At 39.9% G+C, this 26,236-nt stretch carries 17 protein-coding genes; 10 read left to right on the plus strand and 7 right to left on the minus strand.

Features of this window, described 5'->3' with window-relative positions:
- Positions 1-18: 18 nt before the first annotated feature.
- Positions 19-690, minus strand: coding sequence for a response regulator transcription factor (locus tag HG267_RS00970; protein ID WP_369792162.1), 672 nt, complete (start codon positions 688-690; stop codon positions 19-21).
- 91 nt (positions 691-781) lie between these two features.
- Entirely contained in the window at positions 782-1,486 is a 705-nt protein-coding gene (locus HG267_RS00975) for a hypothetical protein (RefSeq protein WP_228045100.1), read from the minus strand.
- Between the two features lie 458 nt (positions 1,487-1,944).
- On the opposite strand from HG267_RS00975, the gene HG267_RS00980 reads away from it, so the two are divergent.
- The 7 genes from HG267_RS00980 to HG267_RS01010 all read left to right on the plus strand — a co-directional run bounded on the left by HG267_RS00980 (position 1,945) and on the right by HG267_RS01010 (position 9,875).
- The gene (locus HG267_RS00980) at positions 1,945-2,529 is read left to right on the plus strand and encodes a sigma-70 family RNA polymerase sigma factor (protein WP_235622998.1); all 585 of its coding nucleotides are present in this window, start codon (positions 1,945-1,947) and stop codon (positions 2,527-2,529) included.
- Positions 2,526-2,870, plus strand: coding sequence for a hypothetical protein (locus HG267_RS00985; RefSeq protein ID WP_045867397.1), 345 nt, complete (start codon positions 2,526-2,528; stop codon positions 2,868-2,870). Before HG267_RS00980 ends, HG267_RS00985 begins: the two co-directional genes overlap by 4 nt.
- 27 nt (positions 2,871-2,897) lie before the next feature.
- Positions 2,898-3,344, plus strand: coding sequence for a Spy/CpxP family protein refolding chaperone (locus HG267_RS00990; protein ID WP_045867396.1), 447 nt, complete (start codon positions 2,898-2,900; stop codon positions 3,342-3,344).
- A gap of 37 nt (positions 3,345-3,381) precedes the next feature.
- Positions 3,382-4,908, plus strand: coding sequence for a DUF1800 domain-containing protein (locus tag HG267_RS00995; RefSeq protein WP_052335103.1), 1,527 nt, complete (start codon positions 3,382-3,384; stop codon positions 4,906-4,908).
- 210 nt (positions 4,909-5,118) lie between these two features.
- Positions 5,119-6,345 (plus strand): DUF1501 domain-containing protein, encoded by a 1,227-nt coding sequence (locus tag HG267_RS01000; protein ID WP_045867395.1) that lies wholly within the window; start codon positions 5,119-5,121, stop codon positions 6,343-6,345.
- 342 nt (positions 6,346-6,687) lie between these two features.
- On the plus strand, positions 6,688-8,418 hold the full coding sequence (locus HG267_RS01005) for a protein kinase domain-containing protein (RefSeq protein ID WP_063749800.1): 1,731 nt from the start codon (positions 6,688-6,690) through the stop codon (positions 8,416-8,418).
- Positions 8,419-8,435: 17 nt separating this feature from the next.
- Positions 8,436-9,875: a serine/threonine protein kinase gene (locus tag HG267_RS01010; protein ID WP_045867394.1), complete on the plus strand. Its 1,440-nt coding sequence runs from the start codon at positions 8,436-8,438 to the stop codon at positions 9,873-9,875.
- A gap of 342 nt (positions 9,876-10,217) precedes the next feature.
- Here HG267_RS01010 and HG267_RS01015 read toward each other — a convergent pair whose 3' ends face one another.
- A complete protein-coding gene (locus tag HG267_RS01015; RefSeq protein WP_045867393.1) occupies positions 10,218-10,421 on the minus strand; it encodes a hypothetical protein in 204 nt (67 codons plus the stop codon).
- Between the two features lie 246 nt (positions 10,422-10,667).
- Between HG267_RS01015 and HG267_RS01020 the strand changes: the two genes are divergently transcribed.
- The 3 genes from HG267_RS01020 (at position 10,668) to HG267_RS01030 (ending at position 22,030) form a co-directional block, all read left to right on the plus strand.
- Positions 10,668-10,814 (plus strand): helix-turn-helix domain-containing protein, encoded by a 147-nt coding sequence (locus HG267_RS01020; protein WP_210403053.1) that lies wholly within the window; start codon positions 10,668-10,670, stop codon positions 10,812-10,814.
- 258 nt (positions 10,815-11,072) lie between these two features.
- Positions 11,073-16,430, plus strand: a complete 5,358-nt coding sequence (locus HG267_RS01025) for an aminotransferase class V-fold PLP-dependent enzyme (RefSeq protein WP_210403052.1) — start codon at positions 11,073-11,075, stop codon at positions 16,428-16,430.
- A 224-nt stretch (positions 16,431-16,654) separates the two neighbouring features.
- Complete coding sequence (locus HG267_RS01030) at positions 16,655-22,030, plus strand: type I polyketide synthase (RefSeq protein WP_045867392.1); 5,376 nt, start codon at positions 16,655-16,657, stop codon at positions 22,028-22,030.
- Between the two features lie 703 nt (positions 22,031-22,733).
- On the opposite strand, the gene HG267_RS01035 is transcribed toward HG267_RS01030, so the two are convergent.
- The 4 genes from HG267_RS01035 to HG267_RS01050 all read right to left on the minus strand — a co-directional run bounded on the left by HG267_RS01035 (position 22,734) and on the right by HG267_RS01050 (position 26,183).
- Complete coding sequence (locus HG267_RS01035) at positions 22,734-23,855, minus strand: fatty acid desaturase (RefSeq protein ID WP_045868758.1); 1,122 nt, start codon at positions 23,853-23,855, stop codon at positions 22,734-22,736.
- A 430-nt stretch (positions 23,856-24,285) separates the two neighbouring features.
- Positions 24,286-24,570, minus strand: coding sequence for a 2Fe-2S iron-sulfur cluster-binding protein (locus HG267_RS01040; protein ID WP_045867391.1), 285 nt, complete (start codon positions 24,568-24,570; stop codon positions 24,286-24,288).
- A gap of 154 nt (positions 24,571-24,724) precedes the next feature.
- Positions 24,725-24,916, minus strand: a complete 192-nt coding sequence (locus HG267_RS01045) for a hypothetical protein (protein WP_045867390.1) — start codon at positions 24,914-24,916, stop codon at positions 24,725-24,727.
- Positions 24,917-25,007: 91 nt separating this feature from the next.
- Positions 25,008-26,183 carry a hypothetical protein gene (locus tag HG267_RS01050; protein WP_045867389.1) on the minus strand — a complete coding sequence of 392 codons (1,176 nt, stop codon included), beginning with the start codon at positions 26,181-26,183 and terminating at the stop codon, positions 25,008-25,010.
- Positions 26,184-26,236: the final 53 nt, after the last annotated feature.

Here is a 26,236-nt window from a genome sequence, read left to right on the forward strand (position 1 = left end):
TTAATTCGCAGCCAAAAATTAATCTATTAAACCTTCTTCCCTTGCCCGAATTTCTGTTTGAATCCGTAGATTTTGACCTTCATTTGGGTAAACTTCCAAAACATCCTGAACATTTTTCCAGTAGTGACGGACTGTGCGTTCTGCAATCTGCATTTGTTTGGCAATCTCCTTATCTTGTAACCCCTTATTAAAAGCCAACTCCAACATCTCCAACCATTCCGGTTTTACCTCTATCACTACACGCATTTCCTTGGGAGTATAAATTACACCATTAAGTGCCCAATCGACCTTAGTTAACATCTCCTTCATTGATAAACTTTTATCTGCAACGGTAAACCCTCCTTCATGACTGCTAATTAAAGGTTTTAAACGAATTAAAGAGCGAGGATAGGCACTTTGCACTACAATATTGAGACTGCGATACTTCTCCATTAACGTCCGCAATAGCTGAATTCCCGCATCAGTTCGGGCCGATTCGCCTGCTGTCTCTGGCATTGACAAATCAACAATAGCCAAGTCGGGCAAATTATTTACTATCAGGTTGAGTGCTTCTTGTGCAGTGTGAGCTTCGATAATCTCTGCATTTGGATACTGCGGTTTCAAGACATTGATTGTTGCGTATAACGCTAACTCTTGATCATCAACCACCAAAAATGTCAAATTTTTTACGGGAATTGCCTTGGACATCATTAATCACCTAATAAGCTACAGAAAATGACGATTTTTCAATCAAAGCGTCAAATTACCAAATTTATTCTTTTTTAGAGTCTCATTTAAGACATTACCAACGCAAGTACCAAATTTCTGCCTGATGTTGTCGGTAGCGAGAACACTTACCGGATAGCCAAAATTTCAAAGCACGGCAGAGGTGAAGTAAATCATCTGTAGTAGCTGCGGTCAAAGTAGATTTAGATACATCTAAATCTATAAATTTAATCATCAATTCGTTCCAGTTTCCTTGTGGTCTTAAACTGACGAATAGAGAAAAATTATTTGAATTATTCGATACGCTCCAAACAAGTAATTCCTCTAGTCCTATCAAAATTACTTGACTGCGATCGCTCGATTCCTCGCGCCATTCATTTGGTAGCTCGCACTCTATATTTAAGCCGGGAAAGCGCTTATTCCAGGTATCTAGCACATGCCGAATTGCTAAAGGTAAACTCTCATCAACATAAGCAGGATATAAATAGTCACTTAGTTCTTTAATGGAATAATGGAATTTTTCGATATTTTCTAAATAGTGTGTGTTTAATTTATGCTGACTCTCAAAACTAGTAGGTAAAGGAGACTCCAAATGCCGACGCAGAACAAATGTATTTTGTAGCACTCCATTACGGATAGCTTCTCCTTCCTGACGCATCCTTGCTAATTGCCTACTATGCCACCACCTTAATGCTCTTTGAGTTCTGTAGTTGGATGCGAGCAACCACAGTAAAATTGAAATTACAGTAATTCCAACTATAGATATCAATATAAAAGACATTATTTATCTGGATGAAGTTTAGGACTTGATTTTAGGTTGGTCATAGTTGGTACTGTGGATTATAGTCTAGCCGCTACTTGGAATATTGCATGTTGCTCAACCTGTCATCTAATTACAAGGATTTAATAGTTTACTCTTACTGAGCCGTTAATAGTTTGCAAAAAATCACCAAGTTATTGGCACAAAAGTGCCATTTTGAAATTGGAAGTCTTTAAGGCAAATCCTGCAAGGAATACTCTCAACTACTTGCATAGTTAAGAACTCTTTCCCATTCCCAGCGCCAAGCAGTCTCTACCGTTATTTGTTTGCCATTGGTAAACTTGCTCCAGGTCACGGCGATCAACCTGCTCGTGTTAAGCAATAAAAGATTCAGCGAGTTATTGAACCTTTTGCTTTACCATCCGGTCTAATAAATACAAGCTAAAAACGGATGGAGGAGAGCGCCTCAGGTGTTAGTTGTGCCAATCAAGCTTTCAAATAATGGGCAATTTCCCAGCAACTCCACAAGCGAACCTGATAGCGATCTGGTAAAGCAGTGCTTGCAAGGTGAGATCCAAAGCTACGGGCTACTTTATCGTCGCCATCAGCAACGGGTGAGGTCGATTTTGTCTCAATGTGAACCATCTAGCCTAGATGATTTAGTGCAGGAGGTATTTGTTAGAGCTTGGAAAGGATTGCCCAAATTTCGCCAAACAGCAAAATTCTCGACTTGGCTATATCGCATTGCTTGGAATTTAGCTTGCGATCAGCGACAAGCGGAAGTTAAAAGACGGACTCAATTACAAGCGCTGACGGTAAATACTCCAAGCCAACAAGAAGCTCCAGATTTGATGGCTTTGCATTATCAAGACTTGGTGCAACAAGGGTTAATTAACTTAAGTTTTGACCATCGCACAATACTAGTGTTGCATGACTTAGAGGAAGTGCCACAAAAAGAGATAGCAGAAATCCTTTCTATTCCCATAGGAACCGTGAAGTCTCGTCTGTTTCATGCTCGTGCGGCTATGCGCCAATTTCTGCAACAACAAGGAGTGCAACTATGACCCAATTTCCTGATGATGAGCAAAATCTGGTGAATTTTCTGCGTCAGCATCGTCCGCCAGTCCCCCCAGCTACGCCTGATTTAGAACAGCAAATATTACAACAGGTGCAAACTTTTGCAGTCCAACCTCAACGCCGTTTGCCAAGACTGTGGTTAGTTCCGCCTGCGATCGCGGCTTCCTTATTAGCTGCTGTAGTTAGCTACAAAGTTTTAGCACCGGCTAAACCAAGTGCAGCAGAACTAGCAAATTTAGAAGCTTTCATTGACAGTAATTGGCAAGGTACAGTCAGCGAACATACAGGCAGTTACGTATGGCATTTTACAGATTATAGTTCTGATTAATTTAGGGAATTTTAGGAGATAAATTCTATGTCTTTACGTCGTTTGTCTCTGATTACAGCGATAATTATTGCACTTAGTGGTGCTAGTGCTTTTGCTCAAGCAAGGGGTTCATTTTTCGGAGAAAATTTAGCTCAAAATTCTACAAATTTATCAAAACCGCGTCGTCCCCAATCAGGTTGGCTTCAGGAGTTGAATTTAACATCTGCACAAGTCCAACAAATGAAGCAAATTCGGAGTCAATCCCAAAGTCAAATTAAGCCCAAAAGACAAGCGGTGCAGCAAGCGCAGCAAGAATTACGCAATTTATTGGCAGGAACAGCCTCTAAACAACAAGTGCTAACAAAATACAACCAACTGAAAGTCCTCAAGCAACAACTAGCTGATGCTCAGTTTGAAAATACCTTGGCAATTCGCGAGATTTTAACTGTAGAGCAAAGACAGAAGTTTGCTGAACATTTATACAAGTCAAAATAACAATTCTTTTATCTTGCAATTAATTAAAAATAGTCCTATGACTGCAAAACCAAGATTCTTTGTGATGTCGCTGTTAATTTTACTCGTTGGGGTTACGCCTAGTAATGCAGCGCCACAATCTGTTGATCCCAAAGTTTTACATATAATTAACCGCTTGAGTTTTGGGCCTCGCCCTGGAGATGTGCAACGGGTAGAGTCTATTGGTGTAGAACGCTATATTAAAGAGCAACTTTCACCTGAAAGTATCCCGGAATCATCCAGTCTGGAAAATCAACTAGCACAACTAAAAACTCTCAGCTTAAAGCCAATGCAACTATTGGCTGATGGTGTAACCACGCCAAAATCCAGCCCAGAAATCAAGAAAGCTGCACAACAAAAAGCCAGAGGTGTGCTTCAAGAAGCAATTCAAGCCAGATTATTACGGGCGACTAATAGTCCTAGACAACTGCAAGAAGTCATGGTGGACTTTTGGTACAACCATTTTAATGTGGATGCTGCCAAGGGACGCACTCGCCTTTTAGTAGGAGCCTACGAACAGCAAGCCATTAGACCCTATGCGCTGGGGCGCTTCCGTGACTTGTTAGGTGCAACCGCACATCATCCGGCTATGCTGTATTATCTAGATAATTGGCAAAATACTGCCCCTCATAGCCCTGGCGCTCGTGGTAGATTTCAGGGTTTAAATGAGAACTATGCCCGTGAGTTAATGGAATTACACACTCTCGGCGTAGATGGTGGCTATACCCAGCAAGATGTGATCGCTTTGGCAAAGATTTTGACGGGTTGGGGAATTGCTCGTCCCAATCAGCAAAATAGTCATAGTTTTGGATTTTACTTTGACCCCAAACGCCACGATTCTAGCGACAAAGTTTTTCTCAAAACCACTATTAAAGGCGGTGGTGAAGCAGAAGGAGAACAAGCCTTAGATATTTTAGCGCGTAGCCCCGCTACAGCCCGTCATCTTAGCTACGAACTAGCTCAGTATTTTGTCAGCGATCGCCCACCCACAACTTTAGTAGATCGTCTAACACAGCGCTATCTTGCTACTGATGGAAATATTCGCGATGTCCTCGATACTTTATTTCACAGTTCTGAATTTTGGGACAGTAAAAACTTTAATGCCAAGTTTAAAACACCCTATCAGTATGCTATCTCTGCAGTGCGAGCTACAGGGGTGGAAGTTAACAACACAAAACCAATATTTAATTTACTTCAACAGTTAGATATGCCTGTTTATGGTTGTCCAACTCCAGATGGCTATAAAAACACAGAAACAGCATGGTTGAATCCTGATGCAATGACTCGCCGTCTTAACTTTGCCACTGCGATCGCTAGTGGTAGATTACCGCTCTCAAGTTTACCAACTCCGATAAATGTAGGTAACAATGTCTCAGGAGTAACTCTGCCAGTAGCTAAGGTCAAACCATCTCCCATAGATAGCTTACAACTCACGAGTACATTAGGTAATTCTTTATCTCCTCAAACCCAAAGTGCGATCGCCTCTAGTCCGCGACAACTCCACGCAGCTTTAATCTTAGGTAGTCCGGAATTTATGCGTCGTTAATCTCAAAATCTCAAGCTTGCAGGAGACTTAAGGACAATTTTGTGAGTTAGATGTACAAAGATTATCTTTACTGACTGATTTCACAGTCTTAATAACTCGACAATTGCAGTTCGGAACCCAAAACTTCCACCTCAGAACTCGACAATTCTCGTTTCAAACAGAAATCTTCTACCTCAGAACTTGGTGCTTAATCCACAAAACCAAAATTATATGAAAAGACGCAACTTTCTCTTGCAAGCAGGAATGTTTTCCGCCTCAGCCATAGCCGCCATAGGAACTAATGCTTGGGTTGCTAGATCTGCTAGCAAGAATAACAATCAAAAACGCTTGATTGTGATTTTTCTCCGTGGCGCAGTTGATGGCTTAAGCGTGGTGGTTCCCTACTCAGAGACAGCTTATTATCAAGCAAGACCAAAAATTGCTATCCCCCAACCAGGAAAACCAGGAGGAGTTCTAGATTTAGATGGAAATTTTGGCTTACATCCAGCCTTAAGTTCCTTGATGCCTCTCTGGGAACAGGGTAATCTGGCATTTGTCCATGCTTGTGGTTCTCCCGATCCCACCCGCTCCCACTTTGATGCTCAATATTATATGGAAAGCGGCATTCCTGGGACAAAGAAGACTGGGGATGGTTGGATGAATCGTTTATTAGCTACTATTTCCCACAAAACACCCATCCAAGCAGTGAATGTCGGAGAAACAATTCCACAGATTTTGCATGGTCAAATGTCGGTAGCCAGTTTACCATCAGGGAGAAGAGGAAATAATTCTCTGTTACTAGATCGCCCACAGATAGGTGCAGCATTTGACAGACTTTATGGCGGTCATGATCGTTTAAGCCAAACTTATCAAGAAGGACGGATGGCGCATCAAGCCATCATGAAAGATTTGGATGCGGAAATGAAGATGGCAAATAATGGCGCGCCATTACCAGATGCTTTTGCTAGAAATGCTCAACGGTTAGCCCAACTGATGGTTAAAGATTCTCAAGTTGAGTTAGGGTTTATGGCTGTGGGTGGTTGGGATACCCATGTGAATCAAGGTGGTAGTCAAGGACAATTAGCCCAAAGATTGAAAAAATTAGCAGAGGGTTTAGCTGTGATGGTAAAAACCCTAGGGCCAATTTACCAAAATACAGCAATTTTAGTGATGTCTGAATTTGGCCGCACAGTACAAGAAAATGGTAACGGTGGCACCGATCACGGACATGGGAATGTAATGTGGGTGATGGGTGGCAAAGTGCGCGGTGGTAAAGTTTATGGTGAATGGCCTGGATTAGCAACAGCCCAACTTTACCAGAATAGAGACTTAGCGATCGCTACCGATTTTCGAGATGTAATTTCTGGGGTTTTACAACGTCACTTACAGCTTGATCAAACAACACTAAATCATGTTTTCCCTAGTTATATCCCAGATCAGAAAATCATCTTGATTTAACAGGTGGAGTTCATATGTCAATACTCCGGACAGTTTTGAGTTGAACCAATCGACAAGAAAGCTATCGATCCATTAGGGTGCTGATTAGAAGAAACAAGCACTCCTTACGATAGCTATATGGAAATTGTACAAAGCCTACTGGAAAAAATGGGCAGTTTGGGTAAACCTGGAGTGAAGGTGATGACCGAGACAATTTTGGATTTTAGATTTTAGATTTTAGATTTAATCTAAAATCTAAAATCTAAAATCTCTTCGGTCAAGCTGGACGCAAGCTACTGGAATTTACTCAACCCAAGGTGTAGCATAAATCATCAACACCGCTATGCCAACTGTGTAAATCCTATGGAACTGCTGCATCAACCAGAAGATATTGTTGCCGAGCGATACCGTATCATCAAAATTTTGGGGGAAGGTGGTAGCGGTACTACATACTTAGCTCTTGATACAGATAGCCATCAGTTGGTAGCATTGAAAGCCTTATCACTGCATCGGTTGAATGATTGGAAGCTGATGGAGTTGTTTGAACGAGAGGCGAAAATTCTCGCACAACTCCATCATCAGGCAATTCCCAGTTATCTAGGCTATTTTCACACAGAGACTACATTAGAGCATTGTTTCTACATAGTCCAAGCACAAGCGCCAGGAAAATCTTTAGCAGCCTTAATTGCTGATGGTTGGCGCACTACAGAAGAAGAAGTTAGATATATAGCCACGCAAATCTTAGAAATTCTCGTCTATCTCCACTCCCTCAATCCCGTTGTGATCCATCGGGACATCAAACCCCAAAATATTATCCGCCGTGATGATGGAAAGGTTTACTTAGTAGATTTTGGTGCAGTACAGAATACCTATTATAATACCTTTATGCGTGGTAGTACGGTAGTAGGAACATATGGTTATATGGCTCCAGAGCAGTTTCGGGGGCAAGCTGTACCTGCTACTGATTTGTATGGTTTGGGAGCAACGATACTTTTCTTACTAACGCACCGTTCTCCGGCTGATTTGCCAATGGAACGGCTGAAGATTGACTTTCGTCACCATGTGCAGATTAGTGATGAATTTGCTGACTGGTTAGAGAAAATGTTAGAGCCGGATGTGGAAGAACGTTTTAGTTCTGCTGTTGAAGCTTTAGCAGCTTTAAGTGGTGAGCAGGCGATCGCTGCTAAGGCCAGCACTCCTATATCTTGGAAAACCATCGCTGGAGTAGGAGCAACTATTGCTACATCGACAATGGCGATCGCTCTGCTGAATGCTCACAAATGGCTAATCTTGGGTATGTTTGGAATTATACCACTTTCTAATATATGTGAAAATATTGATACTATCAAAGACTATTATCACCAAGTACATAATGCCAATGCTTTAGTGATGGAGTCATCGCCGAATGGTGACAATGAGCGGATGTCTTTGTTAGTATGCACAATTCGTCGTTATAACCTTGAGGGAACGAAATTTTTAATCACTCAAGGTGCGGATGTGAAACTTCCAGATCGTCAGGGTAATACACCCTTACACCTACTATTTCTTGATCCATTCAATCCATATATTCCGAGAGATAACTACCAAATAGCCGAAATGTTAATTGCTAAAGGTGCAGATATTAACCTCCAGAATCAAGAAGGTAAAACCCCTCTACAATTAGCAGTGCAAAACTCCCAACTGCAAATCATCAAACTACTGCTCAAATCAGGTGGAGATATCAATCAGCGCGATCGCAGTGGTGCAACTTTACTACATTTAGCCATATCTAAAACTAATCAGTCAGTCTATGGCAGAGTTAACACAGACCCTCAACTTATCCAACAGCTAATTAAAGGGGGAGTGAATATCAACGCCACAGATAATCAAGGCAGAACTCCACTGCATCAAGCAGTATTAAGTTACAGTTACGAAACAACAACTATCGAACAATTGCTGAAACAGGGCGCAAATGTCAACGCTGAGGATAAAGATGGTAACACACCATTGCAATTGATCTCTAAAAAGTATATTGGCGATCCAAAAGATAAAAAACTCTCTTCAGAGAATCAGGCGATCGCCGACATTTTGAAAAAGAACGGCGCGAAGGAGTAACCAGAAATCAAGCATCTATGGAATTAATACATCAACCAGGAGACATAATTCAACAACGCTACCGCATCTTAGAAATTTTGGGACAAGGTGGGGTAGGTATTACGTATGCAGCCGAAGATTTAGAGAGTGGCGATGGCTTCTCTGCGAGACGCTACGCGAACGCCGGTTCGCAAAGCGACCATCGCGTGGCGCTGAAAGCTTTGTCATTCCGGCGGATGAGTGACTGGAAAAAAATAGAATTGTTTGAAAGAGAAGCAAAAATTCTCTCCCAACTCTATCATCTAGCAATTCCTCGCTATCTAGATTATTTTCAAGTAGACACAGGCTCTGACAGATTCTTTTATATTGCTCAACAACTTGCGCCAGGTAAATCTCTAGCCACATTAATAGAAAATGGTTGGAAACCCCAAGAAAAGCAAGTTCGACACATCGCCATACAAGTTTTAGAAATTCTGATTTACTTACAATCCCTCAAACCCCCAGTTATTCACCGCGATATTAAGCCTCAGAATATTATCCTCAACTTTTCCCCAACAGCAAAAGATCAGGGAGATATATTTTTAGTAGATTTTGGTGCAGTACAAGATACCTATCACAATACAGTCACAGGTGGCAGCACAGTAGTAGGAACCTATGGCTATATGGCTCCTGAACAGTTTCGCGGACAAGCTGTGTTAGCAACAGATTTATATGGCTTGGGAACTACACTACTTTTCTTGCTGACTGGAAAATCCCCAGCAGATTTACCACAGCGCCATCTCAAAATAGATTTCCGTCCCCATGTTCGCATTTCCCCAGATTTTGCTAACTGGTTGGACATTATCCTGGAGCCAGTCAGTGATGACAGATTTCTCTCAGCCAATTTAGCCTTAGCTGTATTGCGAGGAGAAAAACAGATTCCAGATGTTATATCCCATTTGTCTTTAACAAGATCCCAGCGACCAAAAAACAGTTCTATTATCTTCCATAAAACCGAAGCAGAATTAACTATAGAAATTCCTCCCGAGCAATTACGTCACTATACTAGTTGGTTGATTCCTATTATTCTCTTGCTAGGAAATGGATTATTTTTACTCACTTTCTGGGTATTAATTTTTGAATACTTATCTGTTTTTAATCTATTTGGATTTCTTTTTATCTGCCTTTTCTTCTACATATATTTATTCTTGCTTTTGCCAAGGATTGCCGATTATGTACTCAGTCCCATCTCAAAAACTAGAATTAAAATTAACCAAAATGGATTTTACTTAAAGCGGTGGTTATTAGTTTGGTCTTTTCAAAATTGTCATGAGTATGTATTAGACATTAAGGATATTATTGCCAAACCGATGCAGCCAATTACGGTTTCAGTATTTAATCAAACACTCCGAAAATATCGCTTTGCTTCATTATTAAGCACATCTGAAAAAAAATGGATAGTTTGGGAAATTAGGGCATTTTTAGATAAATTATCTTGAATTAACCCTCTTTGCTATTTAGCCAAGATATGTGTAATTTTAAGCAAGATGGTCTTACCGTCAGGCTTATCGCTCTGTTCTTCTATTTGTTTCAACGCCATTTAATTTGTTACTGTCCAACTTGGAACTTTTCAAACATCCTCTTCCAGAGAGCGGCCCCATCACCCCATATTTTATTACTAGGATTCCCAAACTAAGGGGGTACATAGCTTGCCACCTTTGGCATCGCTCTTACTCTTAGTACAAGTACCGCAGTATTACTATTTTTTCCTCGCTTGAATTTTATGGAGGCGATGCCAAAGGCTGCAAGCTATGCATTCTTCTCCCTATTCTGTCTTTCAATCAAATCAGAGAATCTGCTATTTCTTGAAGCCTTTTAAGCAACTTCTCTTTTTTGTAAGCCAATTTAAAATGATTAATTGCGTTCAAAAAGTGTTGTTTGACATGCTTGACATAAGCTGTCATAACATCAGCTACTTGTTGATTTTGATATCCCAATAAATATTTTATTACTTCACTATCCTCAACCCCACGCAAGTTGTGCATTAATTGATTATGCAGGTCATCGTGTCATCGTCTTTTGCATAGTAATTAGACAAGTAGAGATTACATGAAAAAATATCACCTGAGAAATCCCTCCTTCTGTGTAATACGCGATTGATTTTTTCGATAAAAAGAGAGTCTTTTTTACGAGTTTCGTATATCAACGGATTACCAGTCAGCTTTTCCGTGAATAAGATGTAGCAAATAATATATAACACCTGTTACGCCATGTGATGAACTATGAACTAGATGACGGCTAAAAAACCTTTGGTAATAAATCAACCAGAAGTTGGTAAGCTCATTCGTGAACTCCGTATCTTGACCGGACTAACACAAGAACAGTTTGCAGCATCTCTGGGCGTTACGGGATGGAATTATGGGCAGATTAGGTTCTGAGTCTGATTGCGCTCAAACCCCATAAACGGTTCTATTTTCAGCGTAGTTTCTATGCCCTATCCCTTATGCAGCAAGCTTTATCAGTAGGTTGTCACCCTCAGAGGGCATCAGGTCGCTCCACCGCTCTGCTGCCTGAGTAGAACCAAATTGAGGTTGTGTCCAATGTAATCTTTGATTGTCACTTTACTTAGCTCAACCACAACAACAATTAGAATTGCAGGTTATTTAATCAACGTTCCTAAACAAGAAAGCTTCTATATGGATACCCAAAAGTTAAGTGAAATCTCTCAGTCTCAAATAAAGAGATGTGATCAGATCGTTGCAACATCTGAAATTATCCCTTTAAGTGAAGCACAAAAGCAACTGTGGATTTTGTGCCAACTAGGAACCGAAGGTTCTATTAAATACAATAAATCTATTAGCTTGCAATTGCATGGTTTGTTGAATTTCTCAGCGATGGAGCGGGCAATCCAGAAAGTTGTAAATCGCCATGAGGCTATGCGAACCACTATCAGCCAAGAAGACGATTCTCAGCGAATCCAGCCTTCTTTAAAGGTAGATGTTCCTTTAGTCGATTTCTCCAACATTGGTCTTGTTGAACGTGATTCAAAAGTAGCTGAATGGCTTCGTAAACAGAGCCGGGAACCTTTTGATTTTACTCAGGGGCCTCTTTTCCGTTTTTATCTTCTCCGGCTAGAAGAACAGTTGCATTTTCTGGTGATGACTACTCATCACATTATTATTGATGATTGGTCAGTGAGTTTAATTTTACAAGAATTAAGCGCTTTGTATTCATCAGAGTGTCAGGGTATTGATTGCACACTCGATTCACCTTTGCAATTCAGGGAATACATAGAGTTGCAAACTCAAGCTTTCAACACTGAAGATATGGTAGGCCATGAATCTTACTGGTTGGAACAATTTGCTGAATCAATCCCTGTTTTAGATATACCAACTGACTGGACTCGTCCTTCCATCAAGACCTATAACGGTAGTAAAGAAACTGTCAAGCTAGATGCTAACCTTTGTTCTCAAATCAAAAAGGTTAGTCAGGAAAAAGGTTATACCTTGTTTATGATACTGTTCTCAGCATACACGGTGCTGTTACATCGACTGACAGATCAAGATGACATTTTGGTAGGTATTCCTACGGCAGGGCGATCGCTTAAAGGTAGTGAGAATCTTGTGGGCTACTGTTCAAACACATTACTTATACGTAGCCATATTGTTGGAGAGCCAAAATTTTCAGATTATCTCAAAACTATCAACAAGAAATTGTCAGATGCTTACGAACATCAAGATTATCCTTTTGCCAAATTAATCAACAAACTGAATTTCAACCGTAGCTCCCCTCTTGTCACAACAACATTTAATTTAGACCAACCTCTTAAAGCACAGTTCTTTGAATTAAAGACCAGTTTATTCCCTCAACCGTTCAGTTTTACTAATTACGATCTTCATTGTAATGTCATAGAAACAGAAGATGAGTTGGTATTAGATTGTTTTTATAACACTGATTTGTTTGCTCCAGAAACAATCAAGCGATGGCTGGGACATTTTGAATGTTTGCTGCAAGCAATTGTTGTTAATCCAGATCAATATCTGACAAAATTACCTTTGCTGACTGATTCACAATGTCATCAATTGTTGGTGGAATGGAATGATACTAAGTGTGATTATGCCGCAGATAAATGTATTCATCAGTTGTTTGAAGATCAAACAGAGAAAACACCAGATGCTGTAGCGGTGATGTTTGAAAACCAGATGTTAACGTATCGGCAGTTAAATCAAAAAGCAAACCAACTAGCACATTACTTGCAAAGCCTGGGTGTGAAACAAGAGGTGCTGGTAGGTATTTGTTTACAGCCTTCTATAGATCTGGTCGTAGGACTGCTGGGGATACTCAAAGCTGGTGGTGCTTATGTGCCATTAGACCCGGAATATCCTCAAGAACGGTTGAGTTATATGTTGGCAGATGCGAATGTTAAGGTACTGTTGATTCAGGGCAATCTGACCGTAAATATTCCCCCTCAACACGCCCATATAGTCTATCTGGACAGGGATAGGGATGCCATTGGTAGGGAAAGTGTTGAAAATCTGGAAAATAAAACCATACTGGATGACCTAGCATACGCAATCTATACGTCCGGTTCTACTGGAAAACCCAAAGCTGTCCTCGGCAAAATTCGTGGCATTATCAATCGTTTGCATTGGATGTGGGAAACCCTACCATTTGCGGCAGATGAGATTTGTGTACAGAAAACCTCCATTAATTTCGTCGATCATGTAGCAGAAATATTTTCTCCTCTTCTGAAAGGGATTCCACTCGTGATTGTGCCAAATCACATCCGAGCAGACATTCCCCAACTAATGAGCCTGTTAAGTGAGCAAAAAATTACTAGAATTGTGCTCGTGCCATCGCTGCTCAAAGCGATGCTAGAAAATACGCCTCAACAACTCACACAACTTCGATACCTCAAATATGTCTTTTGCAGTGGTGAAGCCCTGCCTTTAACCTTAGCTAAAGCATTTCACCAGAAAATCAACTCTGCTAGGTTGTTCAATCTTTACGGCTCTTCAGAAGTTGCTGCTGATGTTACCTGCTTTGAAGTCAATCCGTGGGAGACGCGCCAAAGAATACTGCAATATTTTAAACCTGAAGTTGTTCATGGTGCAACCAAAAACTCAGTGTTTGGGGTTCAACAACAGCCTTTTACGAAGCCTGGCGTGAGTCCAGAAATACTAGCGACAAAGTTTCAACGGAGTGAGTTACCGTTGCAGCCTTTAACAGTTGACGACTATTACGATAAATTTTCCCAAGAGGTGCTTCCATATACGATCAATACGGGGACTCCTACATTTATTGGGCATATGACATCTGCCTTGCCCGATTTTATGCATGATATGAGTAAGATGATTTCGCGATTGAACCAAAATTTGGTTAAAATTGAGACATCAAAATCTTTAATATTTTTGGAGCGGGAAGCGATCGCTATATTGCATCGCCTGCTCTATCGCTTTTCAGATGAATTTTATCAAGAAAATATTCAACATAAAAGTCGAAATCTAGGAATTATCACAACTGGTGGAACCACTGCCAATATTACTGCATTATTGTGTGCAAGAAATTCCAGATTATTAAGGCAAGAAAATTCCGATGATTTATCAACAGAAAGTCTTTACAAGGTTTTGCATCAGAAAGGATATAACGATATCGTTATCATTGGCTCTCGGCTGATGCATTACTCTTTTAATAAAGCAGGTTCAATGTTGGGTCTGGGGACAGACAATATTATTTTCATTGACAGTAATGATAACGCCAAGCTAGATATTAATCATCTCAAAGAAAAAATTTACGAATGTAGGAGAAATAAGCTTTACATCCTGGCAATCGTAGGTATTGCTGGCACAACAGAAACTGGTGAAATTGATCCATTATCTGAACTAGCCGATATTGCTCGGGAATTCGGTATTCATTTTCATGTGGATGCTGCTTGGGGTGGTGCAACGATATTTTCTGAAAAACATAAAGGAAAATTGAAAGGCATCAACAAAGCTGATTCTATAACTATTTGTGGGCATAAACAGTTATACCTACCGCAGGGGATTAGTGTTTGTCTGTTTAAAGATCCGCAAATGTTAAGATTTGCCGAAACCACAGCCCGTTATCAGTCTCAGCGAGATACTTTCGATATGGGACGATTCACGATTGAGGGGTCACGTTCGGCACTGTCGTTATGCTTACACGGAGCACTTCATATTATCGGTAAAAGAGGATATGAAATTCTGATTGACAATAGCATAGAGAAGGCGCAATATTTTGCCAGACTTATTCAACTATTAGAACCATTTGAACTCATAATGGAACCAGTGTTGAATATTGTTAATTATCGCTACATTCCCGAAGATTTAAGAACCAAAGCCCTACAAAAAGCCTTACTCGATGACGATATCCACAGAATCAATCAACTCAATACACAGATACAAAGAGAACAATTTGAACAAGGACAAACCTTTGTATCTAAGACCATTCTGATGGACACTTCTTCTGGTAAAGCTCAAGAAATTGTTGTATTTCGGGCGGTTTTATGTAATCCGAATACCACCGCCGCAGACTTACACAGTGTTCTTGAGGATCAACTAAGAATTGCAAATCAAATTGAAGCAAAAAGTCAAGAAAAATTTGATGATCTAAAAAATATTCCGGTAAAAAGAATTGGCTCAAGCGATACGGAAGCTGCCGCACTCCTAAAAACAATACATCTGCAGTTAGCAGCGGCTCCAAAAGCTGATTTTTTTGCAGACATAGAAGAATATCTGCAAAAAAATATAGTTTCCATAGGAAAACCGATTGCAAACACGCAAATTTATATCCTGGACAAGTATGGTAATCCTCAGCCGCAAGGTATCACAGGTGAACTATATGTAGGCGGAGATGGGGTAGCGGCAGGGTATTTAAATCTACCTGAGTTAACGCAGCAAAAGTTTATCCTTAACCAGTTTACGAAAAGCAACAACAACAGTAAAACAGCAGCAGAAGAAAGATTGTTCAGGACTGGGGATCTTGCCCGCTGGCTGCCGAATGGAAATATTGAATTTGTAGGGCGTATTGATCACCAAGTGAAAATTCGTGGTTTCCGCATCGAACTCGAAGAAATTGAAGCGGTACTTCATCAACATCCTGATGTGGAAGAAGCAGTGGTCATAGCCAGAGAAGATATTCCAGGGGATAAACGTTTAGTTGCCTATTTTGTTTCTAAAATAATTCCCGATCGCCTACCTTATCAGACTGAGGGGTCTTTGGTTTTTGATGATCAAACCTGGGCAATTCAGACTGAAGATATCTCACAAAATGGTGTTGGTTTAACTTTCACTTCTGCTAACCCACCAGAAATTTCTTCAGGACAGCAGATTACCCTGAATCTAAGATTGCCTGGTGAGGAAGAAAATTCTTCCCTGACAGGAATCGTTATATGGTGGCGTAGTCCACAAGCAGGGATCTCCTTTCAACTCACAGCGCCCCAACTTCAACAGATTCGTCAAAGTGTGAAGCATCTTTTAGAAAAGCAGGAATTGTTGAAAATTTTACAGCGTACAATCACACGCAACCTGCTTTCTTTCCTGAAGACCAAACTCCCCGACTATATGCTGCCTTCCTCTTTTGTCCTGTTGGAAGCAATGCCCCTAACTCCTAACGGCAAAGTTGATCGCCGTGCTTTACCTGCACCTGAAATTGGGCGATCGCAAATAGAAACGGCTTATGTCAAACCTCAAAATGAAATCGAAAATATAATTGCTAGAGTTTGGCAAGATACTCTTCAAATTGACAAGGTAGGAATTCACGACAATTTCTTTGATTTAGGAGGTCACTCCTTATTGATGGCTCAAGTAAGTCAGAAATTGTTAGAAGCATTAGAGCAAAAAATCTCAATTGTTCAATTATTTCAATTTCCCACAATTCATAGTTTAGCCGAACATCTCAGTCCCTCCTTAAATCAAGGTCAAGTTCAGAGTTTAGTTTCTAAGTCTAATACGAGCAAAGAACGGGCTTCAAAACGTCTCAACCGTCGAGAGGAAAACGATCAACAGCGCCAAAGACGCAAAAACCATGATTAACATTAAGAGAATTCCACAAAAAAGATAATCCAATCTTGTGAGATGGGCATCCTGCCCAATCTTGTGGTGCAGGCAAGATATCTGCACCACAACAAATTTTGGGATATTTTTTTATTTAGAAATCTCTAACAAGAGTGTGGATATTTTGAGGAGACAATTTTAATTCTGAAAAAGCCGCAACCAATTAACAAAAAAATTGATTGTAATTCTAGGAAAGTATCAACATGATTGCATTTAATCTATCGGATTCCACTAATAAATCAGCAATTGCCATTATTGGCATGGCAGGACGTTTTCCTGGAGCCAAAAATGTAACAGAATTTTGGCAAAATCTGCGGAATGGAGTAGAGTCAATTTCTTTTTTGTCTGATGAAGAATTGCGTTCAGTAGGAGTAGAAACCAGCCTATTAAATGACACTAACTATGTCAAAGCTGCTCCAGTTTTACCTGATGTTGAAAATTTTGATGCCTCTTTCTTTGGTTATAGTGCCAGAGAATCTACAATAATTGATCCGCAACAGAGAATATTTCTAGAATGTGCCTGGGAAGCGTTAGAAAATGCCGGCTATAAAACAACAGATGACTTTTCTATTGGGATTTATGGTGGCTCAGGAATAAGTACATACTTACTCAACAACATCAATAATAAAGAGTTTAATGCAGGTCGTTTATGGGATTCAGTTCAATACATACCAGTAGCAATTGGAAATGGGACAGATTTTTTAACCACAAGAGTTGCTTACAAATTGAACTTAAAAGGGCCGGCTGTTAATGTACAAACTGCCTGTTCTACTTCTCTTGTTGCTGTTCATACAGCCTGTCAAAGTTTGTTAAATGGTGAATGTGACATTGCTCTAGCAGGTGCCGTTTCAGTTTTAGTCCCTCAAAAAATAGGATATTTATATCAAGAAGGGTTAATGTTATCCCCCGATGGACATTGCCGTGCTTTTGATGCCGAAGGAAAAGGAACAATTTTTGGCGATGGCGTTGGTATTGTTGTCCTCAAAATGTTAACAGAGGCATTAGCTGATGGAGACTATATTCATGCCGTTATTAAAGGTTCTGCTATTAATAATGATGGTAGTTTTAAAGTTAGCTTCACTGCTCCTAGTGTTGATGGTCAAGCAGCAGTTATTACCGAAGCTCAGGAAGTAGCAGATATTGATCCAGAAACAATTACTTATATTGAAGCACATGGTACTGGAACGCCTTTAGGTGACCCTATTGAAATTGCGGCTCTCACTCAAGCTTTTCGAGCCAATACCGAGAAGAAAGGGTATTGTGCCATTGGTTCGGTGAAGACAAATATTGGACATATAGTTTCAGCAGCAGGAATTGCTGGTTTGATTAAAACTGTTTTGGCACTGAAACATCAACAGATTCCTCCTAGTCTTCATTTTCAAAAGCCTAATCCTGAGATTGATTTTGAAAACAGTCCATTTTACGTTAATACCAAGTTGACGGAATGGGAAAGAAACGACAGTCCTCGTCGTGCAGGTGTGAGTTCTTTTGGCTTTGGTGGTACTAATGCTCATGTAGTATTAGAAGAATGGGAACAACCTCCCTTAACTCCCCCCAATCAAGGTAAGGAAAAGCAGCAATTACTCTTGCTTTCTGCGAAGACTCCTTCAGCTTTAGACAATGTAACTATCAATTTAGCTAATCATTTAAAACAGCATCCCGAAGTTAATTTAGCGGATGTTGCTTATACCTTAACTGTAGGACGCACAGCTTTTAATTATCGGCGTATTGCTGTTGTTGCTGATGGCAAAGAAGCTGTTAATACTTTAAATAATCTTGCGCCAAAACAAGTTTTAACCAATTCTGGAGATGTCAAATCTCGCTCTGTGGTATTCATGTTTTCAGGACAAGGTTCGCAGTATGTCAATATGGCAAAGGAACTTTATAAAACTGAAGTCTATTTCCAAGAACAAGTTGATCGGTGCTGTGAGCTTCTGAAATCTCATTTAGACTTTGACTTACGAGACATTCTCTATCCCCATGAAGACCAAATCGAAATTGCTACAGAGAAACTAACACAAACTGCAATTACCCAACCAGCATTATTTATCATTGAATACGCCTTAGCTCAATTATGGATGCACTGGGGAATAAAACCCGTAGCCATGATTGGTCATAGTGTTGGAGAATATGTGGCAGCAACATTAGCCGGAATCTTCAGCTTAGAAGATGCTTTGAGCTTAGTTACCATACGGGGGCAACTAATGCAGTCAATGCCATCAGGTTCAATGTTAGCCGTTCCCCTACCTGAAGACGAAGTACAACCACTATTAGAGGAAACTTCTCTCCAAATTGCTGTTATTAATAGCCCTTCTAATTGCGTCGTTTCAGGAACAACACTAGCCATAGAAGCATTTGCCAAACAGTTAGAAGAAAAAGGCATCGAAGGTCGTTTACTGCATACTTCTCACGCCTTCCATTCGCAAATGATGGAAGATATTTTAGAACCTTTTACAGAAAAGGTAAAACAAATTCGCCTCAACGCTCCTACAATTCCTTTTGTTTCCAATGTAACTGGAACTTGGATAACAGTTGAAGAAGCTACTAACCCCAGCTATTATGCTCAACATTTGCGTCAAGCAGTGCGCTTTGCTGATGGGGTAAAACAATTCTTTGATAACCCAGACCAAATTTTATTAGAAGTAGGCCCAGGACGCACATTAAGCACCTTAGCCAAACGCCATCCAGATAAACCAAAAGAGCAAATTAGCCTCACTTCAGTTCGTCATCCTCAAGATGAATACTCTGATGTTAGTTTCATCCTCAATAATCTGGGTCAAATGTGGTTAGCTGGGTTAGAAGTTAATTGGTCAGTATTTTATGGAGAACGGGAAAATTATCGTGTTCCCTTACCTACCTATCCCTTTGAACGCAAACGTTATTGGATTGAACCCTCAAAACAAAGCACAGAACCTCAACGAGATAAAGAGAAAAAACCAGATATTGCAGATTGGTTCTATGTTCCTACATGGAAACAGTCTATTAAAGTTGCTAATTCTCAACAATTAACCTCGTCTCAATCACCCATACTTGTATTTGTTGATGAATGTGGGTTGAGTTCTCAATTAGTTGCAAAATTAGAAAGTCAGAAAATAGAAGTAATTCAGGTAGCAATTGGGGAAAAATTTAATCAGTTAGATAGTCATCTCTACAGTATTAATCCCTCTGAATCCCAAGATTATCAAGCCTTGATTCAAGAACTTGTCAGAATAAAAAAAACGCCTCAAGCTGTACTACATCTGTGGAATGTAACAGCTAATAGTCAAGTATCTTTCACTATTGAATCAGTAGAAAAACAGCAAAATTTAGGATTTTATAGTCTTATTTATCTCGCTCAGGCATTGGGAGAAAAAAATGTAACTGATGAGATGAAAATGTTAGTTATTTCTAATCATTTACAAAATGTCAATGGCGAAGAAATACTTTGCCCAGAAAAAGCAACTATCATCGGGCCTGTTCGCGTCATTTCTCAAGAATATCCTCATATTCACTGTACTAGTGTAGATGTGGTATTGCCTCCTGGTGGTAGTAATAGTGAACAAAAGTTAATTGCACAATTACTGAGTGAAATACCCAAAAAATCCGCAGATAATATCATTGCCTATCGGGGGAATCATCGCTGGATACAAACTTTTGAAGCTGCACAATTGCCATCTTCTTCACAAACACCCCAATTTAAAGCTAAAGGTATTTATCTGATTACCGGAGGAACAGGAGGAATTGGACTGGTACTGGCAACGAATTTAGCGAAAACAGTCCAAGCTAAACTAATTTTAACCGGACGTACAGCTTTACCAGAGCGTGAGCAGTGGCCACAATGGTTAGCTGAACATGATGCAGCAGATAGCACCAGTGACAAAATTAGGAAAGTGCAGGAATTAGAAGCACTCGGGGCTGAAGTTTTAGTAGTGAAAGCTGATGTAGCTAATCTACAACAAATGGAGAGAGCGATCGCTACTGCTCAAAATCACTTTGGTAAAATTAATGGAGTTATCCATGCTGCTGGTCTTCCTGGTGGTGGTATCATCCAGATGAAAACCAGAGAAATCACCGATCAGGTTCTTGCGCCTAAAGTTCAAGGAACAGTAGTAATAGATACCATCTTTAAAAATTCTCAACTTGATTTTGTCATTCTCTGCTCATCCATAACATCTATCATCGGTAACTTTGGACAGGTAGACTATACAGCAGCCAACGCTTTCTTAGATGCTTATGCTCAATATCAAACTGCCCAGGACAGACTAACTACCAGCATCAACTGGGATACTTGGCAGGAAGTCGGTATGGCTGTGAACACAGTAGACTTAAGAAAAAACAAATCTAGCGACATCATTAATTTTGACCTAGCCATTCTTCCCCAAGAAGGAATAGAGGTTTTTAATCGCATTAGTCAAAGTGGATTATCTCAAGTTGCAGTATCAACTTATGAGTTTCTACCCAGAATTAAAGAAATTCTTTTAGTAGTAGAATCTAACGATTCAGCCGAATCTTCAAATCTAACTACTGGACACAATCAAGTATCTCAATCTCCACAAAGTCAGATTGACCAAATTATTACCCAAGTCTGGCAAGAAATGCTAGGCATTGACAAAATAGGGATGCACGATAATTTCTTTGATTTAGGTGGTGATTCCCTCGTTGCAATACAACTTATTGCTAAATTAAACAAGAAATTGAACGTCAAGCTTTCCTTAAATTCCTTGTTAAATGCTGCCACTATCGAAGGATTGGCTGAGTTAGTTTCACCATCATCTCCAGCTTTACAAAAAGAACTTCCTTCCTGCTTAATTAAATTCCATAGTGGCAGCGATCTGAAAAAACCCTTATTCTTAGTCCATCCTGTTGGCGGGACAGCTTTTGTTTTCCGAGATTTGGCTAATCATCTCGATCCTGAGCAGCCTGTTTACGGAATACAAGTACCCGAAGTGGATAGTAAACCTCGAACTTTTAACACTATTGAGGAAATGGCTACCCACTATGTTGACGCAGTGCGGACAATTCAACCAAAAGGACCCTATTATATTGGCGGAATGTCCTTAGGAGGTATTATTGCTTATGAAATGGCACAACAACTGACAAAAGAAGGGGAAAAAATTGAATTACTAACCTTGTTTGATACGCCTATCAGTGGTGAACTACCAACACATATCAACTCAGACTTAGAAATAATGGCATACTGGTTGGATATGGACAAAAAGTCAGATGAAGGAATTTCCTTAAAGATTTTACAAAATCTTGAACCTAATGAGCAATTACGATATTTTTGGGAGCGATCGCGCATCGCTAAGTCTATGGTGCCACAAGGCGATTTAACCATGTTTCGCAATTTTCTCGATCTGTTTATTTCACTGATGCGATTGGGAAACAATTATGTTCCAACTACTTATCAAGGAAAAGTAATTTTCTTTATTGCTGAAGATGATGATGGTTTTACTCCTTACCATCCTGAAAAAGATTGGTTAGAGTTAGCAGAAATAGTAACCGAAGAAGTACCCGGAAATCACATGACGATGATGTATCCGCCTCATGTTGAAGTTTTCGCTCAAAAGCTACGATACTACTTGGCATCACCGTATTAAAATGCTATTCAGTAAAATTAGCACGTAAGGAGAAATACGGTATGCTCAAATGATCTGAAATAACTAATGCTCGCTCGTATTTTTTGAAGATTTCGTATTCAATCGAGTCCTTTTAAGAGAACCACACTCAACTATCTCCAAACAGTTTATTCTCCATAACTTAATCCTATAGAGCGAGTTTGGGAGTATCTTAAGCAAGATTTAAAATGGGAACTTTTCGATAACTTAGAGAATTTACGCGCTCAAGTTGCTCAACTTCTTGCCCAACTGACCCCAGATATTGCTGCTTAGTGTGACTGGCTATGATTTCCGGAGTGGATGCCCTATCTATCTGTCGCAAACATTTTTTGAATTGGTATAACTGGATATTTTAGCAATACCTACGGCACACTACGTGAACGCTCGTTTTTTATCCAACTTCAAAAAATCGCGTTGCTCCCAGCAAAAGTCAGAAGAACTACTTGATTGAAGCCCCAGATTATTCGCGATATTTACTCGCGAATAATCTTTATTTTTTTATTTTTGCCAAATTGGGATGCTCCCGTCGTTTGAAACAACGGTATTGTTTACGAAAAAGATAAGGTTCAAAGCCGTACTTCGTCCCGCTACGCTAACGCCTCTTGTGGACGATAGCTTCCTCGCTTCCTTGGTAGAAACCCCACCCGCAAGTGGCGTGGTTTTTCTCCTCTGCTCAAGAGCTTTTTCACGCCTGGTTGGCTCTCTCTAGGTCGATGGATTGTGCAGCTTGACGAAACGATGCTATCGATGTAAGGCGATTGGAGGGGCAATCCCACAGAATGTATTTGAAGCAATCAGGAATATCTACCATTCGCAGCCTTTTTGCACTCCTAAGCAGGTGAATATTTTGATTGTGGCAAGCTTGGAGGTTGTAATTGGGGATTCTGTCACAAAGATGATGAATGTTATGGTAGCCGATATCGGCGGAAAACCACTTTAAAACGGCGGGTAACTCCAGATAACTGCTGCCCTTAATTGCTCCTTCGAGATAGTCCCACCCTTCAGTTTTGTGGGCGTAAGAGCCATCAAAGTTGTGCTGAACAAAGAAGACGCAGATGAGGATGGCCCCAGCACAAGTTAGCGTGATTGAGTAAACGCTCACGAAAAAACCAAATCCCAGTAAATACCCCAGAAAAATCCAGCTGCCGACTACACAAATGTTGTTGAACAACAGATGCCAAAACTCAGCCGCAGTGTACCAATTTCTAGACTTATGAGAGGAGATGATTCGAGGTAAATCCATAGAAGGATCTTGCTGCAAGCAAGTCAGTAGATGAGTGATAAAATCATATGTTCCTGCAATCAGGGCGAGTCTTGGCTTAATCGCGACATAGAAAAAACCTCCTGGAAAGATCATCAATGGGTGCCTCAGTAGTTCATAACGCCTTTGGGCAGATGGGCTCAGACGAGCAAACTCCTCAGTAGAGAGTAATGCACTAGGGCCGCGATAGCGTTGCCAATCACCGTTGGTTTTGTGGTGATAGGCATGTCCTCTTGACCACTGATATTGAGGGATCGCGTTGATTACCCCCAGAATAAAACCGATAATTTGATTAACCCTTTTTGAACGAAACAGTGAATAGTGTCCACAATCATGCATTAAAGAAAAACAACGCGCTGAAAACAGCGTCATCAAGACTATAGTAGGCACAAGCAACCAAACACAAATAGCTGCTGCTTTGTGTGCTAAAAACCATAAAAATACATAAGGCACAACCGTATTCAGGATTTGATAAGTTGCCCGCAAATCGCTGCTGTTCATGTAAGGAGTCAGGACAAAATCTGACTTTTTCACTGCGGTTTCCATTAAATAAAACTTTCTCCTAGCGGCTAGTGCAAAATTGAACATTGCAGATTCAATGCAGAACAATATCACAGATCCCATCCTGAAGCTTCAAAAGCGCTTTGGACTTCATCAGAAGAAAAGTTAATATCAATTTACATTGAGGCTGCATAGAAAAGAGCTTCAAGAATAACCCTGTTTTGTCACTCTGGGAAAAGAAAAATCAAAGCCAAATTTTGAACTGTAGATATAACGGGCAATTGAGCGTTTATTTTCTAACACAATGGCTAAAATCATGGTTTTTTGGTAAAAGTCTTATGCTGTAAGCATTCCAGATTATTTTCTCCCGAAAGTGATAAAAGAGGGATTACTACAAAAACCTCCGTTTCAGTCGAGCAGCACAGGAAGCAGGTGAGGTACAGGAGTATATCCGCCTAGCTTATTCATTCTTTATTTAAGCCCTCTTAATCTCTACATTCGCTGTCATGTCTATTTGGCAAGCTAATCGTGCATTTGGATAATTAGGAGCTAATGTTTCCAACATTTCCTGTTCATCGGGTTGAGGAGGAGGAATATCACCAATCACCTCAACTAAGCAAGTTCCACAAATACCAGTTCGACAACCAAACAATACAGGTGAATTCTGAATCGTCAGATGTTCAGATAAATTTTGATGACGTTGCAGAGTCAGGGGAGGGTAATCAGTTCTCGGAAAGGATATCTTACAAAGGTCAGACATATATATAAACAATCAATAAATCGAAGATTTTTTCAAGGAAAGGTTCGCCACTGTCCTTTAAATAAGAAAGATTAGGCACATAATTCGCATTTTGTAGGTACTACGAATCTTAGCAATGCCCAATCTCTTTTATTTACTTGGCTTTATTGTTTAATCAAACATCAACATTTATCTGTTCTATTTGCCTAGCAGCTTTCTCCCACAGCTTTGCTGAATGTTCGTCTTGCCAATGAGTTCTCAAATTTTCTGCTTTTTTGTGGCATAAGCGCTCTAACATTTCTAAAATTGCAGATAATGTCAATTTATCAAGTAATGTTTCTAGAATCTCCATATATTCTTTGTGCATGATATGTACCTCTTGCATGTCCACTGATATATTCTGACAAAAGCTATGTAGATAACTTTTGTTTTATCAAATATATAGATTAAGATTTATTTCAATTTTGATAAGTTTTAAACTTTTGAAAAGCACTTTTTTGAGTTGCTAGATATCGAGCCAGAGAATTAGCTCCCATAATTGACATTTCTCGATTCTGTTGCCAAAGATAATCGAGCTTTTCTACATATACTCTATAAGATGCCATCGCTTCTTGATGGGTTAAAAAACTGCAATGTAAGCCTTCCGATTCTTCGGTAAAACAGCGACGCATCATTTCTTTAGCATCAATATTGCTCATAGAAAAAATTGGCGATCGCAACAATTTATAAATCTTGTCATACAGTGCCGGATCGTACCAGAAAATACCGTTAATCGCCGCCGAAAAGTGAAAGTGATCGCGCTGACAGCCAAGCAATCCTAAATTAGCAACTAGGCTCTCAAATGCCGTTGGTGGAGGGAGGCAGGTAATAACATCGTGAGATATAATTGTCGAACTATTAAAATGAAAGCTTTCATCGAGAAAGTGGTAATAAGAGATTTTTGCAGGAATAGGCGCAGTTTCAGGATGAGGATATTTTTGATAATAATTGCTGAGTTTATGCTGGACTAATTTGCCATTTAGTGTCCGCACTCCTCGGACTGTGAAATACTGACAAGCTAAAAAGATATTATTTGCAGAAATCAATCCAAAGTATTGTAGTTGGATTTTTTTCCACCAAATTTTGAGGGCGTTTGTGTCAGCATAAACCATCGTTTCTGTAAACGGGCCGCGCATGGGGTAAGTAAAGATGAGTTCTCCAAATAATGCTTGCTCAACCTGTTTAGCAATTGTACGAAAAGCGTTGATATGCGCTCTTTCTTGGGATGATTCTAAATCTAAAGTATCGCAGATTAAGCGGAAATCTTCGTGAGCATAAAGTCCGGCTGCACTAGTTTGATTAAAATATATAGTAGCAATTTCGGCTGAGACTATTTGCGAATAGTATGCTACCCAGTAAAGTTGATTTAAAATTATACGCTGATGTGGGCTAGATTGTTCCCATAAAACTGTACCGTAGAGTAGAGAAAATTCTTCGGGATTCCAATATTCGTTTTGGCAATCTTCATAGCGAAAGTTAGCCGTTGCTTCATCCATTAAAGCAGTATGGTCTTGCTGTTTGTTGCGGGTATGATTAATTTGTAATTTACGATAAGTGGTTGGATTGTCTGATAGTTTGGGAATAGTATTTTGCATACAAAAGTTTTTGCACTGTGATGATAAGTATTAATCAGGCTCACGAAAAGAAG

The sequence above is a fragment of the Tolypothrix sp. PCC 7601 genome (assembly GCF_025677855.1).
GTDB classification, from domain to species: Bacteria; Cyanobacteriota; Cyanobacteriia; order Cyanobacteriales; family Nostocaceae; genus Aulosira; species Aulosira diplosiphon.

What these genes read in the sequence shown, in the direction of transcription:
- HG267_RS01050 (WP_045867389.1), bottom strand. Translation starts at nt 26,183, where the DNA reads ATGCAAAATACTATTCCCAAACTATCAGACAATCCAACCACTTATCGT.
- HG267_RS01045 (WP_045867390.1), bottom strand. Translation starts at nt 24,916, where the DNA reads ATGCACAAAGAATATATGGAGATTCTAGAAACATTACTTGATAAATTG.
- HG267_RS00985 (WP_045867397.1), top strand. Translation starts at nt 2,526, where the DNA reads ATGACCCAATTTCCTGATGATGAGCAAAATCTGGTGAATTTTCTGCGT.
- HG267_RS01005 (WP_063749800.1), top strand. Translation starts at nt 6,688, where the DNA reads ATGGAACTGCTGCATCAACCAGAAGATATTGTTGCCGAGCGATACCGT.
- HG267_RS01015 (WP_045867393.1), bottom strand. Translation starts at nt 10,421, where the DNA reads ATGCACAACTTGCGTGGGGTTGAGGATAGTGAAGTAATAAAATATTTA.
- HG267_RS00975 (WP_228045100.1), bottom strand. Translation starts at nt 1,486, where the DNA reads ATGTCTTTTATATTGATATCTATAGTTGGAATTACTGTAATTTCAATT.
- HG267_RS00995 (WP_052335103.1), top strand. Translation starts at nt 3,382, where the DNA reads ATGACTGCAAAACCAAGATTCTTTGTGATGTCGCTGTTAATTTTACTC.
- HG267_RS00970 (WP_369792162.1), bottom strand. Translation starts at nt 690, where the DNA reads ATGATGTCCAAGGCAATTCCCGTAAAAAATTTGACATTTTTGGTGGTT.
- HG267_RS01030 (WP_045867392.1), top strand. Translation starts at nt 16,655, where the DNA reads ATGATTGCATTTAATCTATCGGATTCCACTAATAAATCAGCAATTGCC.
- HG267_RS01040 (WP_045867391.1), bottom strand. Translation starts at nt 24,570, where the DNA reads ATGTCTGACCTTTGTAAGATATCCTTTCCGAGAACTGATTACCCTCCC.
- HG267_RS01000 (WP_045867395.1), top strand. Translation starts at nt 5,119, where the DNA reads ATGAAAAGACGCAACTTTCTCTTGCAAGCAGGAATGTTTTCCGCCTCA.
- HG267_RS01035 (WP_045868758.1), bottom strand. Translation starts at nt 23,855, where the DNA reads ATGGAAACCGCAGTGAAAAAGTCAGATTTTGTCCTGACTCCTTACATG.
- HG267_RS01025 (WP_210403052.1), top strand. Translation starts at nt 11,073, where the DNA reads ATGGATACCCAAAAGTTAAGTGAAATCTCTCAGTCTCAAATAAAGAGA.
- HG267_RS00990 (WP_045867396.1), top strand. Translation starts at nt 2,898, where the DNA reads ATGTCTTTACGTCGTTTGTCTCTGATTACAGCGATAATTATTGCACTT.
- HG267_RS01010 (WP_045867394.1), top strand. Translation starts at nt 8,436, where the DNA reads ATGGAATTAATACATCAACCAGGAGACATAATTCAACAACGCTACCGC.
- HG267_RS01020 (WP_210403053.1), top strand. Translation starts at nt 10,668, where the DNA reads ATGACGGCTAAAAAACCTTTGGTAATAAATCAACCAGAAGTTGGTAAG.